The sequence below is a fragment of the Atlanticothrix silvestris CENA357 genome (assembly GCF_016056295.1).
GTDB classification, from domain to species: Bacteria; Cyanobacteriota; Cyanobacteriia; order Cyanobacteriales; family Nostocaceae; genus Atlanticothrix; species Atlanticothrix silvestris.
The window spans coordinates 112721-130152 of record NZ_JAECZB010000097.1; the positions used below are offsets into that span (position 1 = coordinate 112721).

Genomic DNA, 17432 nt, shown 5'->3' on the forward strand with positions numbered 1-17432 from the left:
GAGCAGTGAAACGACACCAGTCTTAATTAAGTAAAAGATATGAAACTGCCTTTAGATTCCTCTCCAGCTCAATCTCGGCAGACTAGAGAGCAATTTGCCAATCCAGATGTTTACTTAGATTATGAATTAGGTAAGGCAGTGCAAGCACTACCACCGCTTTATACAAGATTGGTAGGGGTAATCTTAAGTGCGGCAGTTTTTAGTGTGATCGCCTGGGCAGGGTTGAGTAAAGTAGATGAAGTGGCCCAGACTCATGGGAAGTTGATTCCCGGTGAAGAAGTGCAGCCAGTGCGATCGCCTAGTAGTGGCAAGATTAAATTAGTTAATCCAGCTAAAGTCAAAGAAGGTCAGCACGTACAAAAGGATGACGTGTTAATAGCACTTGATTCTGAATCTTCCTTAGCTGATATTGAAAGGTTAAATAATCAAGCTCAGTTAATTAGGCAAGATATCCAACGTGTTAGTAAAGCAGGAGATGAGAGTCAAAAAGCACGGATTAAGGGGGCAGAAATTGAACTTTCTGGTTTGCGAAAACAACTTGCATTTAGCAAAAGCAAAGCAAACAGATTGCGGAGAATAGTTGGTGCTATCACCCGTATAGAAGTTGAAAATGCTCAACAAGAAGTCAGAGACTTAGAAACAAAAATTGCTGCGAAACAGCAAGAAATTCAACAACTCAAACAAAATTATCATACTGGTCTTCTTTCTGATCTCAGCAAGCGTCGTGAAGAATTGCAGTCTGTTGAAAGACAACTCAAACAAGCGCAATTTCAGAGGCAGCAACAGGTTATCCTAGCACCAATTACTGGCAGAATTTACAACATCAGAGTCAACCCAAGCCAAGGGATAGTGCAATCTGGTGAGGAGTTATTGTCAATTTTGCCAGAAGGTAAAGAACCTTTGTTAGAAGTTGATTTACCAAATCAATATCGGGGATTTGTTGATGAAAATATGAATGCAAAGGTGAAGATAGACGCTTTTCCTTATCAAGAGTATGGTGTGATTGAAGGTACTGTTGTTTACGTTAGTCCTTACGCAGTTGTGAAGGATAAGAATTTAGGTAAAGAGGTTTATCCGACCAGAATTAAACTCCATCAAGTCACAATTAGGACGCGGGGTCAAGATAAACTGTTAACTCCTGGGATGGAGGCTACTGGGGAATTTGTAATGCGGCAGAAGTCGATTTTAAGCTTGTTGATTGAGCCAGTTACACGCAAGTTTGATGAAGTATTTTCTATTAAGTAAATCGGCTCAATACTGTAATACAGTTTCTGATAAAAATTAAAGCAATTATCTGAGGTATATATGACTCAAGCCGCATCTAAAGTAATAACCTTTGAAGAATTTGCAAATTGGAAACCAGACAAAGGTCGGTATGAACTACACAACGGGGTAATTGTTGAGATGTCACAACCATTAGGCGACCATGAAGAGATTGTTGGTTTTTTGGTTGAAAAATTAGTTACTGAATATACCCGTTTAAACTTGCCTTATCGAATACCCAAAGCAGCTTTAGTTAAACCACCTGAAAGTGAAACAGGTTACTCACCAGATATACTGTTGTTAAACCGTCTTAATTTAATCACAGAACCTAGATGGAAAAATCAATCAACAGTTATTTACGGCGAATCAATTCCATTAATAATAGAAGTTGTCAGTACTAATTGGCGCGATGATTATCTTGATAAAGCTGGCGATTATGAGGAAATTGGTATTCCCGAATATTGGATTGTCGATTATCTTGGCTTAGGTGGAAGACGGTTTATCGGCAACCCCAAACAACCAACCATTTCAATTTATCAACTCGTGGAAAGCGAATATCAAGTTAGCCAATTTAGGAAAGGCGATCGCATTATATCACCAACATTTCCTGAATTGAATTTAACTGTACAAGAGATTTTTGAGGCTGGCTTACAAAGTTAGTTATTCCCATCGAGGGGAAGGTAAAACGTTTTTACTATTTTCCAAAAATGTAGTAGCGATCGCCTAAGCATCTTTCAGCAAGGTTGAAAAGGTAGCTGTAGTTGACGCTAAATTAATTCTTTCAATATTGTTGAGTACTCATTATAATTTGGAATCATCGACTTTGTAGCCCCATTCTTTTACTTCTTCCGTAAATGCCTTACGGATTTTATCGATTCCATTCTGACTTGTGTAAGCCTCTCTTACGTCTCTCGGCAAGTGACGGTGTTTATCTATCTGAGCGTGGGTTTCCGGCCAGCGTGGTACTACATCTGTTGCACCCTCTCGACGAGAGCTTCCCTGTTGAACTTTTCTGCTAAAGGATTTTCCTTCATGGGAAAGTTCCATAATTTCAAGCTTTCCAGTTACTGGGTTTTGCCATCTTGGAGCAGGAGATTTATGCCAAGGGGTGTTTCTAATCTGTTGACGCTGTACCTCAGTGAACGGCGCTTCAGGGTCTTCAGCCATAGCCCTCCAAGTTTTTCTACGCTGATTAGAGTTAAGATTTTTTCCTGGCTTTGCTCCAATCTTCCGTGTGTCAAATGTATATTTACGTGCAACGTTGCCAGCCTCAGCAAGCTTTTCTACGCCCTTAGCAGCCTTAAAAGCAAGCTTACCTGCTGCAAAAGCATCACCAGCAAAGGGAATAGCAGAGGCAGCTGAGAGAGCAGCGTTTACCTTGTCTCCTTTTGCCAGATACCAACCAGCATTAGCTAAATCAGCAACAGCACCGACAACTGGGATGAAACCTGCTGCATCTAGGACTCCATGACCAATATCTTCGGTATGATTCTTGACAAAATCTCCTGCCTTATCCCACCAACTCTTTTGAGGCTGTGGCTTTGGTGGTTCAGAGACTGTGGGTCGAGGAAGAGGACGGTTGTTAGCGGGTTGCTGTCCCGCAGGAGCGATCGCCTTGGTTGGATTGTTGGTAAAATCACGCTCTCCTTGGCGAAAAGCCTGAAATGCCTTGCTTGGTTGAATCGATCGAGGCTTAGGCCGAGGCTGCTGTGCATTATTCCATTCACGGTGCGTTATGCCTTCTGCTCGCAACAGTTGTGCAGATGGCTGAGTTCGACGAGCCGGCTGTCTCGATGGAACGCTAGCTTTAGGTTGAATGGGGCGAGAATTGTTGATCGAATCTCGCTTTCCCTGGCTGAGGAGTTTCACTCCACTGCTAAAAGATTTTCGATGAGTCTGCTGGAGAGGGTGAGCAATTGGCGAAATCCTCCCGTTTGCGGAAACTTTATAGCCCTCTTTTTTAAGTGCCTGTCTATCTTCTTTTAGAAGCATTGCTATCAAACTCCAGTTTTAAGTTTTTAGTTTTGTTGGCTTCTAGCTTTTGCAAGAGCCAGAAATTGAGTAAAGCCCTAGCTGTAGATTTTAACTTTTCTCTATACAAGTAAAAATCAAATATCCAATTCGCATTCGGGTAAATTACAATTTCTATTTCTTCTCCAGCCATTGCAAAGGACTATATAATTCAAACACTAGCCAACTGCCGTTGATACAATACCCAATACACACCTCTTTTTTGCAGCAACTCATCGTGGGTTCCTCGTTCGACAATCTCGCCTTTTTCTAATACTAAAATCAAGTCGGCTCGTTTCAAAGGTGCAAATCGGTGAGCAATCATAAATACTGTGCGATCGCCCGAAACTTCCTGCAAGTTCTGTAATACTTTTTGTTCTGTCTCACTATCCAAGCTACTTGTAGCTTCGTCTAAGATTAAAATCGGGGCTTGAGAGAGGAATAAACGCGCTAAAGCAATGCGTTGTCGCTGTCCGCCAGATAAAGCGACTCCGCGTTCTCCAATGCTAGTTTGGTAGCCTTTGGGCAGTTCGCTGATAAAATTATGAGCTGCCGCCAGTTGTGCTGCTCTTATTACTTGTTCAGTTGTAATATCTGGATCGCCGAAGGTGATATTTTCCGATATAGTAGCGTCGAAGAGAAAATCGTCTTGGAGGACAACGCTAATTTGTTGTCGTAAAGAGCCGATATCAGCATTTTTAATATCAAAATCATCAATTAAGATAGAGCCGGATTCTGGCTTATAGAGGCGTTGTAAAAGCTTTGAAAGTGTACTTTTACCAGAACCGCTGCGTCCCACAATTCCTACAAACATCCCAGGTTGCACAGTCAAATAAATGCCTTTGAGAACAGGTTCTTCTTGGTCGCTTTGGTAGCGGAAAAACACTTTTTCAAAACTTATTTTACCGTGTAACTGTGGTAAAACTACACCAGAACCAGGTTCAGCTTCTGGAGCAGTATTAAGAATATCTCCAAGTCGATCTACAGATAGTAAAACTTGCTGGAACTCTTGCCAAAGTTGTACTAAACGCAGCAGTGGATCTGTTACTTTAGAAGCTAACATTTGAAAAGCAACTAATACACCAATAGTTATCTTTTGTTCGATGACTAGTCCGGCTCCATACCAAAGAATAATTAAGTAAGAAAAATTGGTCAAAAAGTCGCCAATATTACTGCCAATATTAGAAGTTGTAGAAGCTTTAAAACTAGTGCGAATGTAACGAGCAAACAAACCTTCCCAACGACGGCGAGATTTGCGTTCCGCAGCATGAGCTTTGATTGCGTGAATTCCCGTCACTGTCTCGACTAAAAAAGATTGACTATCAGCACCGCGATTAAAAGTTTCATTTAGCCAGCGACGTAGAATCGGTGTAACCACCAAATTTAGAATGACAAATAAAGGAATTACAGCCAAAGCAACCCAAGTCAGACTGACACTGTAAAAAAACATCAATATTAGATACACCACAGAAAAGATGCTATCTAAGATGACAGTTAAGGCTGTACCTGTGAGAAAGGAGCGAATATTTTCGAGTTCTTGCACTCTGGCAACAGTATCACCTACCCGACGCGACTCAAAATAAGTTAAAGGAAGGCGCATCAGTTGCCGAAACAACTGCGAGGATAAGCCTAAATCAAGACGGTTGGCAGTGTGGGTGAAGATAAATAGCCGTAAAATGCCCAAAACTGATTCTAGAACAGCAACACCCAAAAGAGCGATCGCCATCACATCTAAAGCACTACGGTTTTGATAAACCATGACTTTATCAATGATGTATTGAGTAATAATCGGCGTTGCTAACCCTAACAGTTGTAAGGCGAAAGAAATTAATAAAACTTCTCCTAGCAATTTGCGGTGCTGCCAAACCGCAGGTACAAACCAAGTCAGATTAAACTTATCCTGCTTTTGAATTGGTTCTACTTGCCAAAGTTGCCCATTCCAATTTTCCTCAAGCATTGTTTGGGGAATGCTTTCGCAAGTTTGACCCAGATTACTAGGATTGGCGATGATTACTCGATTACCTTTGACACCATAAACAATAATCCAGTCTCGCTTTCGCCACAGTAACAAAGCCGGAAAAGACAATTGGGGTAAGTCACTTTGGGTAACTTGCAACTGTCGTAATTGCAGCCCTATTTTTTCACCAGCCTCCATTATATCTTGAGGATGTTCTCCCCTGAGTTGACGCTGTACGAACTCTAATTGGATAGGATTTTCTAAGTATTGGGCTGCCATTGTTAAGCAAGCAGCAGCAGTATTAGGACTTAAGATAAACGGATAGCTTGATACTGGTTGGGGTAAATTAGTTTCTTGAGGCTGATAGCGCGATCGCAAAGCTAGCCAAAATTGATTAATTTCTGCTGATGGTACTTCTTTCCAAAGTGCTGCATCCCAACGCACAACTACTACATTACCAGATGCCACAGCTTTAAATCCACCAGAAAGCTTGAGTAAATCTCCAAACCAATCTCCTGTTTTTAAAGTTGCTAGTGACTGAGCTTTTCCGTCTTCTCGAAGACGCACATTCCCTGAAATAATTAAGAATTGATTACCAGGAATATCCGTAGACCAAATTATTTGCCCTGTTTTATATTGACGAGTCTCTGCTTGATTTTTAAATTGAATTTGCTGCTGAGGAGTTAGCAAGCACAGTGGTAAACTGCCCCATTTTAAATAAACTTGTAAGTTCATGATTTATCTTAGAACTCCACCTGAAGCTTGACATTAATATTTTGAATTTTCTCTTCTAACCATTGTTCAAAAAGCTCATCTTTTAGTTCTTGCTTGAGTTGTTCTTCTAATGAAGCTTCTAGAAATTTTTCTACACGAACCAAATACCAAAGTCTATCAATCTCTAGCGGCCCAATTAACTCGCCAGGATTGGCTAAATCAACAGCTCCTCTGAGTACATCTGGCATTGTACCCCGACTGACTGCTCCCATCATCCCATTGAAAATCCGGTCATCTTCTATGGAATACTCTTGAACTAGTTGTTCAAATCTCGCACCGTCTTCCAGAATCTGACTTTTCAATTCTTCAGCCAGTGCTTGCTCTTGTGTAACTAAACGCGACAGTACTATTCGATCCAGAAATATCTTACGTTCAATAAAATATTCCTGGATGTTAGGTTCAGTAACCTGAGCTTTTAGTGTTTCCAACTTCAGGTTAAAGGTGATTTGCTTGCGAAAGGTAGTGTAATCTATACCTTCACTTGTCAGCCATTCTTGAAAACTTTTGTAGTCCGTTAGCTGATGCTCTAATCGAAAATCCATCACTACTTGATCAATTAAATCAGCACCAATATCAAACTCCTCTATGGTTTGTAGTTCTTGCTCTATGACGTATTGACCAATAATTTCCCAAATGACAGACTCAAGTCTGCCGGAAGACTTTAGGTATCTTAATGCTTGGCCTAGAGAAATAGGCTGGTCATCAGCAGTTAAGAACACGGTAGACTCTATCATTGAAGGTATATTTCAAGCTTATATGTTTGAGTAGACTTGCACCAATTGTCTGTTTGCAAGTATTACTCATGTTTTTAGGTGCATAACATGGACACCTACAAAATCTAGTTAACATATTTCGGATATAGTGAAATATTTTTGTAAAAAACAACGTTATGGTTTCTAGTATCAGACTAATCCTACAACAAATGCCAATTTTAAAGGTGCGATTTCTTATCTCGTTTTCTTATGCAAGCCAGTTGTAGCGAAGCGGTGACTGAGCGCTGCGAAAAATCTAGTTGACCGCACCAAAGAATTTGTACAGCGCTCGATCAACAACTGGCATTGGGGAGAGAGTCCAGAGGGACGGATACCGTTGGCGAAATGGGACTTTGTTTGTGTAGTAGCGAATTATATTCGCCCAAAACTTTTCAAACATCCTCTTAAATTAGTTTTTCAAACACCATTAAATGCTGCTGGGGTAACAAATTTTTGGTTTCACGCCAAACTAAACCAACAGCTTGCATTTCTTTGCGTACTTGTTTTTGAGTCATTTTGTGCAAACGTTTGATCATGATAAAGGGATTTTCAGCCCGGTATTCAACTAGTACTACTTTACCGCCTGGTTTTAGGGCTTTGACAATACCTTGCATCACTTCTTGAGGATACTCAAATTCATGATAAGCATCGACCATTAACGCTAAATCTACACTTTCATCTGGCAAGTTGGGGTTAGTAAGAGTAGCTAAAATAGGTTCAACGTTGGAGATATTTTTCTCTTTTTTGAAAAGCTTAATGATCTCTAGCATTTCTCGTTGAATATCTACAGCAAATACTTTTCCCGCTGTTAATAATGGCGCGATGCGAAAACTGAAGTAACCTGTACCAGCACCAATATCTGCTACTACATCATTCGGTTGTAAATTGATCGCAGTTATCACCTTACTGGGTTGTTCTTCTGTTTCTCGCCTGGATCGTTCTAACCAGCCAGCGCCTGTGTGTCCCATAACTTCGGCGATTTCTCGACCCATGTAATATTTACCAATACCATCAAGACTGTGGAGCGATCGCTGTTCATAAACGCTATCTGTAATTGCTGTGCTAGTTGGGTTAAATAACCAGCTTCCACATATTACTAGAAGGATGACAATTAAAGAGAAAAATTTGTGATTCATGAGTCTTTACCACAAAGGACTGAAGGAGTTCATGATGGCTATTTAAATTACAAATGGTTCTAAGGAACGATCGCACCACTGTTGACCAATGCGCTCAGCTACCAACGGTCTAACAGTAAACTTGGGTGGGGAGCCATCTTGAACATCAATCCGCACACAGGAGTAGGATAATCGCTTTTGAACTGCGTAGCCTTCGCGTCCTACATACAACAACGAATCCGCAACTTTGCGAGTAGGACTACCAGGAATATCAGCAAAAGTCTCCATCAATTCAGTTCCCTCTAGACGCTGACGGCGGGGACGATGACCACCACCACCAGAGATAATCCAATTGATGTGAGAGTCAGCATATCCTGTATCAACCGTGTGGAGATATTCTAAGCAGTGGGCGTGACCACTGAAAATTAAATCGACTATTGGACGTTCTTTAATTAAGGAACCCAAAGTTTCTGCTACTTGTTCTAAAACCCAACGCAAGCGATGACGAACCGCTAAAGTTTGTGCTTGTTTCCACTTCGTTGCTTCTGTGACGTAGGGAGGATGATGAAAATAAATGATTCTTCCGCGGACTTCTGTTGTGTTCCAAGATTCGATTAGCCTAGTTCGCAACCAATCAAGTTGTTCAAAATCAATTGCAGTTGTGGTGTCAGATGTTAATTGTTTTTCAATGTCGATTTTTATTTCGTTGATTTGATCTAATTTAGCGCTGAGATCATCGAGTTGTTCAGCTTCAGCGGGGTTATCGGGATTGAGGCGATCGCTCAATGCTAAAATCTGTAATTCCTCTTGATCTATTTCGTGGCGACGCTTTTGCAATTCTTGACGGTAAATCTCCCCTTCTTGAGTTTCAGGTAAAGGTGATGGTGTATTAAAGGTATTAGAATCTAAAGCAAAAAAGTCAATACCACCGTAACGAAAAGTGTAATAGCGATTGGGTAAGCGGGTGAACTGTCCCGGTTGATAACGTAAACAGCGCCCAGTGTCAGTTTTAGCAGTGTAATGCTGATCTAAATGATGTTGTAAATCTTCTGGGGAAGTTATTGCAACCAGATAATCAACAAATGCTCGTGAATATGCATCACCTTGATTAGAACCATGCCAACCAATCTCAAAATCTTTGTAACGCAGCATCCGACGCAACCGCAGTGTACTTCCTGTCAATAGACGATACATGAAAGGGACATCATAATAATCATGATTTCCTAACACTGGCAGAAACGGCAAATTAAATACCATGCGGTCATAAGAAATGTTTTTGGGATTGTCGCCACCCACCAGAAACTCTCGGTAAGGTTCAATAAAATTTGTTGGGTAATACTCATGGGAACCCACCACATAAATTACATCACCAGTGTGCAATACAAAACGGCAGTCATCTTTGTGGGGAAGCATCAGTTCAGCGACTTGTCGTTGGGGATGACGACCGTAATGAGATTTTGTACCGCTGTCACCGATAACCATAAAAGAAAAATCAGGATTATCATCCTTCCCATCATCGATAACCATACTGGTTTGATCAATTCCCCGTTGCATAAGACTCGGATGTTTCCACCGCACCCTTTCCTTCATCTTTTGGATTTTTACAGGGATTGATGGTTCGGAAATCAATTTCATAGCAGATGCTCCCAAATTTTAGTTAAGAATCAAGTTCAAAAGTTAGCCCTTTCAAAGTGGGTAACAAGAAATTGCTTATTAAACTCTTTACTCTGTGTTCTCCGTGTCTCTGTGGTTAAATAAATTATTTTTAAACCGCAGAGGCACAGAGATATCAGAGAGAAAAAAATAGATTTTATTTATAACCCGCCGCTTGTAATAAAAACAGCTTGGCATAACGTCCCTGAGTTTTTAACAACTCCTCGTGAGTCCCTTGTTCTACAACTTCTCCGTTTTCTATAACTGCGATTTTGTCAGCCATACGTACTGTTGAGAAGCGGTGAGAAATTAAAAACACCATCTGTTCTTTAGTTAGGGAGCGAAAATGATTAAAAATATCAAACTCGGCTTGAGCATCCATTGCTGATGTTGGTTCATCCAAAACCAGAATATCTGCCCGATTTCGCATAAAAGCACGAGCTAAGGCAATTTTTTGCCACTGTCCCCCAGAAAGTTCCTGTCCTCCTTTGAACCAACGACCAAGCTGTGTACGGAAATCTTCGGGCAATTGTTCAATGAAAGGTTGAGCCATGCCTTTTTGAGCAGCATTTTGCCAACGGCTTTGGTCTTCTAGGTGTTCTACATCGCCTACGCCGATATTCTCACCTACGGTAAATTGATAGCGGACAAAGTTCTGAAAAATTACGCCAATACGACGGCGCAATACATCCACATCCCATTCTTGCAAGTCCAAACCATCTAAAAAAATCCGTCCAGAGTCTGGGGTGTAAAGTCGGGTAAGTAGTTTGATTAAGGTAGTCTTGCCGGAACCATTTTCACCCACAATTGCCAGTTTTTCTCCCGGTTTCAAATGTAAGGAAATGTTTCTCAACGCAGGTCTAGAACTTCCTGGATAAGTAAACGATACATTTTCAAAGCGGATACCATCTTGAGGATTGACACCAATAGTTGCTTTACCCCAAGGCTGTGGGACTTCTTCTTCTAAAAAATCGTAGAGATTTGAAAGATAAAGATTGTCTTCATACATCCCCCCAATGGAAGTAAGGGCGTTGGAGAAAGTAGACTGTCCTTGGCGAAAAACTATGAGATACATTGTCATATCTCCTAAAGAAATTCTACCCACCACAGTTTCTACAACTATCCAAGCGTAAGCCATGTAAAATGCAGCGGTACTCACTAAACTCAAGAGATATCCCCACAATCCCCGCCGCAAAGTTAGGTCGCGGTCTTCGCCATAAAGTTGATTAAAAAGATTGTGGTAACGGCTTAATAACATTTCCCCTAACTGGTAGAGTTTGACTTCTGTAGCAAAGTCTTCTCTGGCTAAGAGGTTTTCTATATAGTGTTGTTGGCGAGTTTCGGGCGCACGCCAACTAAATAGGCGAAAGGCTTGTCCGGCAAACTTTGTTTCTGCAATGAATGCAGGCATAGCTGCTAAAATCAACACGATTACTGCCCAAATTGAAAAATTCACCAGCAAAACGCCGTAGGTAACGAGAGAAAGGGCACTTTGCACCAACCCAAAGGTACGAGTTACCAAAGAAAGGGGGCGAACTGATGCTTCTCGACGAGCGTTGGTCAATTTATCGTAAAATTCTGAATCTTCAAATTGTCTGAGATCAAGTGTCAGCGCCTTTTCTAAGATGAGTACATTTACCTTTTGACCTAGTAGTACCCGCAATAGCGACTGACAAATAGACAGTCCCCGCTGACTACCTGCTAATAAAGCAACTGCGATCGCTTCTAATCCTACATATAATAATGGGCGAGAAATATTGACAAAACTACTGCCATCTGATTGAGAAGCTAAGACTACCGCATCAACGATTAACTTACCAAGGTAGGCGATCGCTGCCGGTAAAAGACCAGCGGCTAAAGTTAAAGTAGCCAAAATAATTGTCAAAAAGCGGCTAGTATTCCACACCAAGCCTATAGCCCGTCCGCTATAACGGAAAACTGCCAGTGATTGGCGCAGGGCATTTCGTTTCTTTTTAATCTTCATTATTATTTTTATAGCGTGGAAATACCCATAATTGCTGACAAGCGATCAAGGGCTGCCATAAAACCTGAATCCCAAGTTGAGAATTTTGTGGTGTTTCTTTTGCTAACCACGATTTAATATTATGTCTTTAGATAGAACTCAGGCGATTTATATTGGTGTACGAATTGATATTTTACAACTTCTAAACTTTTTTAATGATTTAGATGTAGATAAGTAATATTTTCAAGAACAAAGTATTAAATATTTACACTTAACATGTAATGTCAATGATAGGGACGATATAACTAACTGCATACCAACCAGTCGTCTTAATTGATATTTATCTAATGAGTCCTCATTTACAGGTTCTTGAAAAATTTATCAAATCTTTAAGTGTATTTAACTAGAAAGAAAATATACTCAATATTAGGGTATAAAATATTTTCACACTGTCAACAGCAAAGACAAAATTTTTTGACGAAATGACCTCTTTGCCATAGTTCCCTATTATCAAGTTACGCACTATTTACCCTCACAGCCTCAAGGGTTAATCAACCCTCTTAGCTCCTATTAACACAGACTTATACCCCCTTTGACCTCTTAAAAGGTGAGATTTTAATTGATAATGAATTTCCTCTCTATTGTTCATAACAATGCTTGGCAGCAAGTGTCTGAGCCACCTTTCCCTCTAAGAAATATCCTGCTGTGCTGGGTAAACCCTATTTGATTAGTCAGAGATTGTGATTGTCAATAGACTTATCAAGAAATAGTCATTTGCAAGCAGGTCAAACAACTAAAACCTTGATTATTTGGGGTTTTATTACATCTGTGATGTTATCAGCCCCATGTGTAGATAAACTTTTGAGTATCGCAAAATTTTTACCTTTGACAGAGGTCTATTTGAGGACAGTCGAAACATAAGGATTTCCCAAATAGGTTTTTGAGTGGTGAAAAACTCCAGAGACTAAATCATTCCGCGAGTTATATCATCAAAATCGAAATCATGCTAAATGTCTTAAACCCAACCATGACAACATTTAGCGTTTTTTATCATCTTTAAAGATGCCTAAAAAACTGATTTTATCTAATTGATGAAAAATCTCAAAATTGCCGAATTAACCTGCGGAATGAATGATTTTAAAGATGTTTATCTAGATATTGAAGGCTAAATTTTGGAAAATCACGACTTTGTTAATAATTATGAAGCAAGGATTATGAAGCAATGAATCGAAGTTTTAGATACCTAACTTTATTTTGCTGCACGATATTACTCATACTCTTCTTGGGTCAAATAGAAGGCTATACACCAGCTCAGGTGAGTTCAAGAACTTCTATTAGAGTCACTGCGGCTGCTTTTAGCCCTAAAGGAGATACCCTAGCCAGCGGTACTGAAAAAGGCGAAATCGCCTTGATGGATGTCAAGAGTGGAAAGTTGATCCGAACTCTCAAGACTGAGACAGATGCTGCGATCGCTGGACTTGCTTACACCGCAGACGGCAAAATGGCTAGCGTCAGCAGAGACACCAAAGTACGGCGCTGGAACATGACTAGCGGCAAACAAGAGGCTATCCTCCAAGCATCTGAAAACCCACCAAGGGCAATTGCTACCAGTCCAGATGGCAAGTTGCTAGCTAGTTCCGGGGAAGACCCCAAGGTGGCTGTATGGGACTTAACAACCAACAAACTGATCGCTTTCTTTGAGGGACACGAGCGCTTCGTCAATAGCGTCGCCTTCAACAGCGATAGCACTCTCTTAGCTAGCGCAGATGAACAAGGTCGGATCTATATATGGGATCTCAAAGAAAAGAAATTGCTGCGAGTCCTGCTTGGTCATTCCGACGGAGTAACAGCGATCGCTTTTAATCCCAACCCCAAGAATGTAAATCAGTTAGCCAGTGTGAGCAAAGATACCACAGCTAGACTTTGGGATGTAACCACAGGGAAACAGGAAAGAGTTCTCAGTCAAGCCACTAAAGCCCTTAGTACAGTTGCTTTCAACCGCGGTGGTACGCTCTTGATCGCTGGGGGTAATGACAACAATATCTACAAATGGAATCTAAATAGTGGTGCCCTGATTTCAACCCTCAAGAGTGCAGTAAATTCTCCTATCAAAGCTATTGCTGTTAGCCCAGACGGTCTGAACTTTGCTAGTGCATCCGAAAATGGTGAGCTTAACTTGCGGGACTCAGAAAGTAATCTAGTTAAGCAAACCATCCAATTAACCCCTAGCTTATTAGACTCAACTATTGATCTATTACCCCTTAAATTAAAAGAAAATAAGAGTCTAAAACCTAGTAGCTCAGTTAAAAAAACTACTGTCAGTCCTAGTAAAAAAACGCTGATTGCTGCTGTACCACCACCACCAGGCGGGCCAATCTTAGTCATCACCAAAGCTGCTAACCCCTTTAGCAAATATTACCCAGAGATTCTGCGAAATGAAGGACTTAACACCTTCAACGAAAGCGATATCTCATCAGTTACAGCAACAACACTTGCCAACTATGATGTTGTGATTCTTGGCGAGATGACCCTCACTTCTGCTCAGGTGACAATGTTCACCAATTGGGTTACAGGTGGCGGCAATTTAATTGCGATGCGTCCTGATCCGCAGCTGGCTAATTTACTGGGATTAACCAGTGCAGCATCAACGCTTCCCAATGCCTATTTACTTGTAGATACCTCGACAGAAGCTGGCAATGGGATTGTCGACCAGACCATCCAATACCACGGAACAGCTGACCGCTATACACTTAACGGTGCTGCTAATATCGCTACACTGTACACCAACCCCACAACGGCAACAACCAATCCAGCCGTCACATTACGTAGCGTTGGTAATAATGGTGGTCAAGCTGCCGCATTTACCTACGACTTAGCGCGTTCAATCATTTACACTCGTCAAGGTAATCCTGCTTGGGCTACACAAGAGCGTGATAATTACTCACCCATCCGATCTAACGACTTATTTTTTGGCAATAAAAGCGGAGATTTTCAACCGGATTGGATCAACCTCAATAAGGTGGCTATTCCTCAGGCTGATGAGCAACAACGGCTGCTGGTCAACTTAATTATCAAAATGAACCTGGATAAGAAGCCGTTACCGCACTTCTGGTATTTTCCAAAAGTCAAAGATGCGATCGTCAAAGCTATTGTACTTATGACTGGCGACGATCATGCTAACGGCGGAACTGAAGGTCGGTTTAACCAATTTAAAGCACTGAGTGAACCTGGTTGCTCAGTCAATGATTGGGAATGTATTCGGGGTACATCGTATATATATCCCAATACAACATCCTTAACTAACGCTGAGGCAGCCGCGTTTAATGCTGATGGCTTTGAAGTGTCATTGCATGTCAATACCAACTGTGGGAATTTCACATCCACGACACTAGATACTTTCTACACACAACAATTAAGCATTTTTGCTAGTAATTACTCAAGTATTCCTGCACCTGTTACCGAACGACACCATTGTTTAGTGTGGAGTGACTGGTTCACCACTCCACAAGTGGAGCTTAGTAAAGGTATACGGCTTGACACAACTTACTACTACTGGCCGCCCGATTGGATTCTTAACCGCCCAGGATTCTTCTCCGGTTCTGGTATGCCGATGCGTTTGGCTAACCAAGACGGGACAATGATTGATGTCTATCATTCGGTTACACAAATGACCGACGAGTCAGGACAAACATACCCTTCAACAGTCGATGCTCTGCTAGATCGAGCAGTTGGATCAGAGGGGTACTATGGTGTTTTCAATGTCAATGCTCATACTGACTTTCATGATGATAATCCTTCGTCGAATGATCCTCTCTTAGAAGGCTCAAGAGTATCCAACGCTGTGGTTACTTCTGCCAAAGCCCGTAATATACCGATTATTTCTGCTAAACAACTTTTGACATGGCTTGATGGTCGCAACAACTCATCTTTCGGTTCTCTAGCATGGAACAACAACACCCTCAACTTCACTCTTAGCAAGGGTACAGGTGCAAATAATTTACAGGCGATGCTACCAAATCGTTCTGGCAACCTAGTCCTGAGCAGCATTACTCGTAATAGTAGTAATGTTACTTTCACAAAACAAGTAATTAAAGGCATTGAGTACGCCTTCTTCTCAGGTGATTCTGGTTCTTACATTGCTATATACACCCCAGATACAACACCCCCAACGGTTACTGCCAATACTCCTGCCAGTGGAGCCACAAATGTTAATACAGTAACCAGTCTTACAGCAACATTCAGTGAGCCAATAGACCCAGCAACGATTAATAGTAGTACATTTGAGTTACGAAATGCAGGAAGTACACTGATTTCTGCCACTGTTACATACGATGAGGCTAGCCTCACAGCGACCCTAACACCGAGTAGCCCGTTGGCAAGTTCAACGACTTACAACGCCACAGTTAAAGGTGGAGCAACTGATCCAAGGGTGAAAGATTTAGCGGGCAATGCCTTGGCTGCAAACTTTACCTGGTCATTTACTACTACAAGTACAGCGCCTCCTAAGAGCATTTGGAATAGTTCGGCAACTCCAACTAACCCATCAACTCCTGATCCTAATGCGGTCGAATTAGGCGTTAAGTTCCAGTCTGATATCGATGGCTTGATTACTGGCATCCGATTCTATAAAGGAAGTGGTAACACAGGAACCCATATCGGTAATTTATGGAATAGCACTGGTACGCAGCTCGCAACGGCAACTTTTAGTAACGAAACTGCCTTGGGTTGGCAACAGGTCAACTTTAGTACGCCAGTAGCAATTACCGCCAATACTACTTATGTTGCTTCCTACCATGCACCTAATGGAAACTACGCTTCTGATAATGGTTTCTTTGCTAGTTCTGGAGTCGATAATCCGCCACTGCGCGCTTTACGCGATGGAGTAAGTGGAGGTAATGGTGTTTACAAGTATGGTGCTACCGCTTTCCCTAATAACACTTATCAGGCGAGTAATTACTGGGTAGATGTGGTCTTTGCAAGCAGTACAGGCCCTGATACAACACCACCAACAGTAACGACAAAATCTCCCAACAGCGGCGTGACAGGAGTAAGCACCGGAACTAGCGTCACAGCCACTTTTAGTGAAGCAATGGACTCGGCAACCATTAATACCAACACATTCGAGTTACGCAACTCCAGCAATGCCTTGGTATCAGCCACTATCAGCTATAACACCACTAACCGTACAGCAACGCTAACACCAAGTAGCCTATTAGCAAATTCGACGACTTATACCGCCACTGTCAAAGGTGGTAGCACCGGAGTAAAAGACTTAGCAGGTAATGCTTTAACAGCAAACTTAACTTGGTCATTTACCACAGTAGCAACAGGATCATCTTCCAGTATCTGGAGTCCTGCAACAACTCCCACCGTGTTAGCAGATCCTGATACCAGTGCTGTTGAGTTGGGCGTTAAATTTCGTTCAGATGTCAGCGGTTTCATCACTGGCATCCGATTCTACAAGAGTACAACTAATACTGGGACTCACGTCGGCACCCTATGGAGCAGTACTGGTACACAGTTGGCTACAGCCACTTTTACTGGTGAAACTGCCTCCGGTTGGCAGCAGGTCAACTTTAGTACACCAGTCGCAATTACCGCCAACACTACTTATGTGGCTTCCTACTACACAAATGTTGGGCGCTACTCCGTAGACCAAGGGTATTTCGCTAGTACTGGTGTGGATAATCCACCACTGCACGCTCTCAGCAATGGGTCGAGTGGGGGTAATGGTGTTTATAACTACAGCGCGAATCCTGCCTTCCCCAATTCCACTTTCAGCTCAAGTAACTACTGGGTTGATGTTGTGTTTAGTACCAACTAAAACTTTGATTCAGTAGTTTAAAACCTCAATTATTGGTTTCTTTTTTCCAACTTTCTAGTTCTTCTTAAAAGAGAACTAGAAAGTTAGAAAACAGCCAAACTTTTCTCCCACAACTATTTGA

At 41.6% G+C, this 17432-nt stretch carries 10 protein-coding genes; 3 read left to right on the forward strand and 7 right to left on the reverse strand.

What is annotated here, in order from left to right; translation table 11 throughout:
• The first annotated feature begins 39 nt into the window (after positions 1-39).
• The gene (locus I8751_RS26050; RefSeq protein WP_214441987.1) at positions 40-1245 is read left to right on the forward strand and encodes an HlyD family efflux transporter periplasmic adaptor subunit; all 1206 of its coding nucleotides are present in this window, start codon (positions 40-42) and stop codon (positions 1243-1245) included.
• Between the two features lie 60 nt (positions 1246-1305).
• Complete coding sequence (locus I8751_RS26055; protein WP_214441988.1) at positions 1306-1923, forward strand: Uma2 family endonuclease; 618 nt, start codon at positions 1306-1308, stop codon at positions 1921-1923.
• Positions 1924-2064: 141 nt separating this feature from the next.
• On the opposite strand, the gene I8751_RS26060 is transcribed toward I8751_RS26055, so the two are convergent.
• From I8751_RS26060 to I8751_RS26090, 7 genes are all read right to left on the reverse strand, one after another.
• A complete protein-coding gene (locus tag I8751_RS26060) occupies positions 2065-3255 on the reverse strand; it encodes a hypothetical protein (protein WP_214441989.1) in 1191 nt (396 codons plus the stop codon).
• Positions 3236-3427 (reverse strand): hypothetical protein, encoded by a 192-nt coding sequence (locus I8751_RS26065; RefSeq protein WP_214441990.1) that lies wholly within the window; start codon positions 3425-3427, stop codon positions 3236-3238. The genes I8751_RS26060 and I8751_RS26065 overlap by 20 nt, the downstream gene beginning before the upstream one ends.
• Before the next feature lie 18 nt (positions 3428-3445).
• Positions 3446-5965, reverse strand: a complete 2520-nt coding sequence (locus I8751_RS26070) for a peptidase domain-containing ABC transporter (protein WP_214441991.1) — start codon at positions 5963-5965, stop codon at positions 3446-3448.
• Positions 5966-5973: 8 nt separating this feature from the next.
• Positions 5974-6735 (reverse strand): peptidylprolyl isomerase, encoded by a 762-nt coding sequence (locus tag I8751_RS26075; protein ID WP_214442019.1) that lies wholly within the window; start codon positions 6733-6735, stop codon positions 5974-5976.
• A gap of 425 nt (positions 6736-7160) precedes the next feature.
• Complete coding sequence (locus I8751_RS26080; RefSeq protein WP_214441992.1) at positions 7161-7892, reverse strand: class I SAM-dependent methyltransferase; 732 nt, start codon at positions 7890-7892, stop codon at positions 7161-7163.
• A 42-nt stretch (positions 7893-7934) separates the two neighbouring features.
• Complete coding sequence (locus I8751_RS26085; RefSeq protein WP_214441993.1) at positions 7935-9506, reverse strand: metallophosphoesterase family protein; 1572 nt, start codon at positions 9504-9506, stop codon at positions 7935-7937.
• A 175-nt stretch (positions 9507-9681) separates the two neighbouring features.
• The gene (locus I8751_RS26090) at positions 9682-11508 is read right to left on the reverse strand and encodes an ABC transporter ATP-binding protein (protein ID WP_214441994.1); all 1827 of its coding nucleotides are present in this window, start codon (positions 11506-11508) and stop codon (positions 9682-9684) included.
• Between the two features lie 1201 nt (positions 11509-12709).
• Here I8751_RS26090 and I8751_RS26095 point away from each other — a divergent pair.
• On the forward strand, positions 12710-17311 hold the full coding sequence (locus I8751_RS26095; protein ID WP_214441995.1) for a DUF4082 domain-containing protein: 4602 nt from the start codon (positions 12710-12712) through the stop codon (positions 17309-17311).
• The last annotated feature ends 121 nt before the right edge of the window (positions 17312-17432 follow it).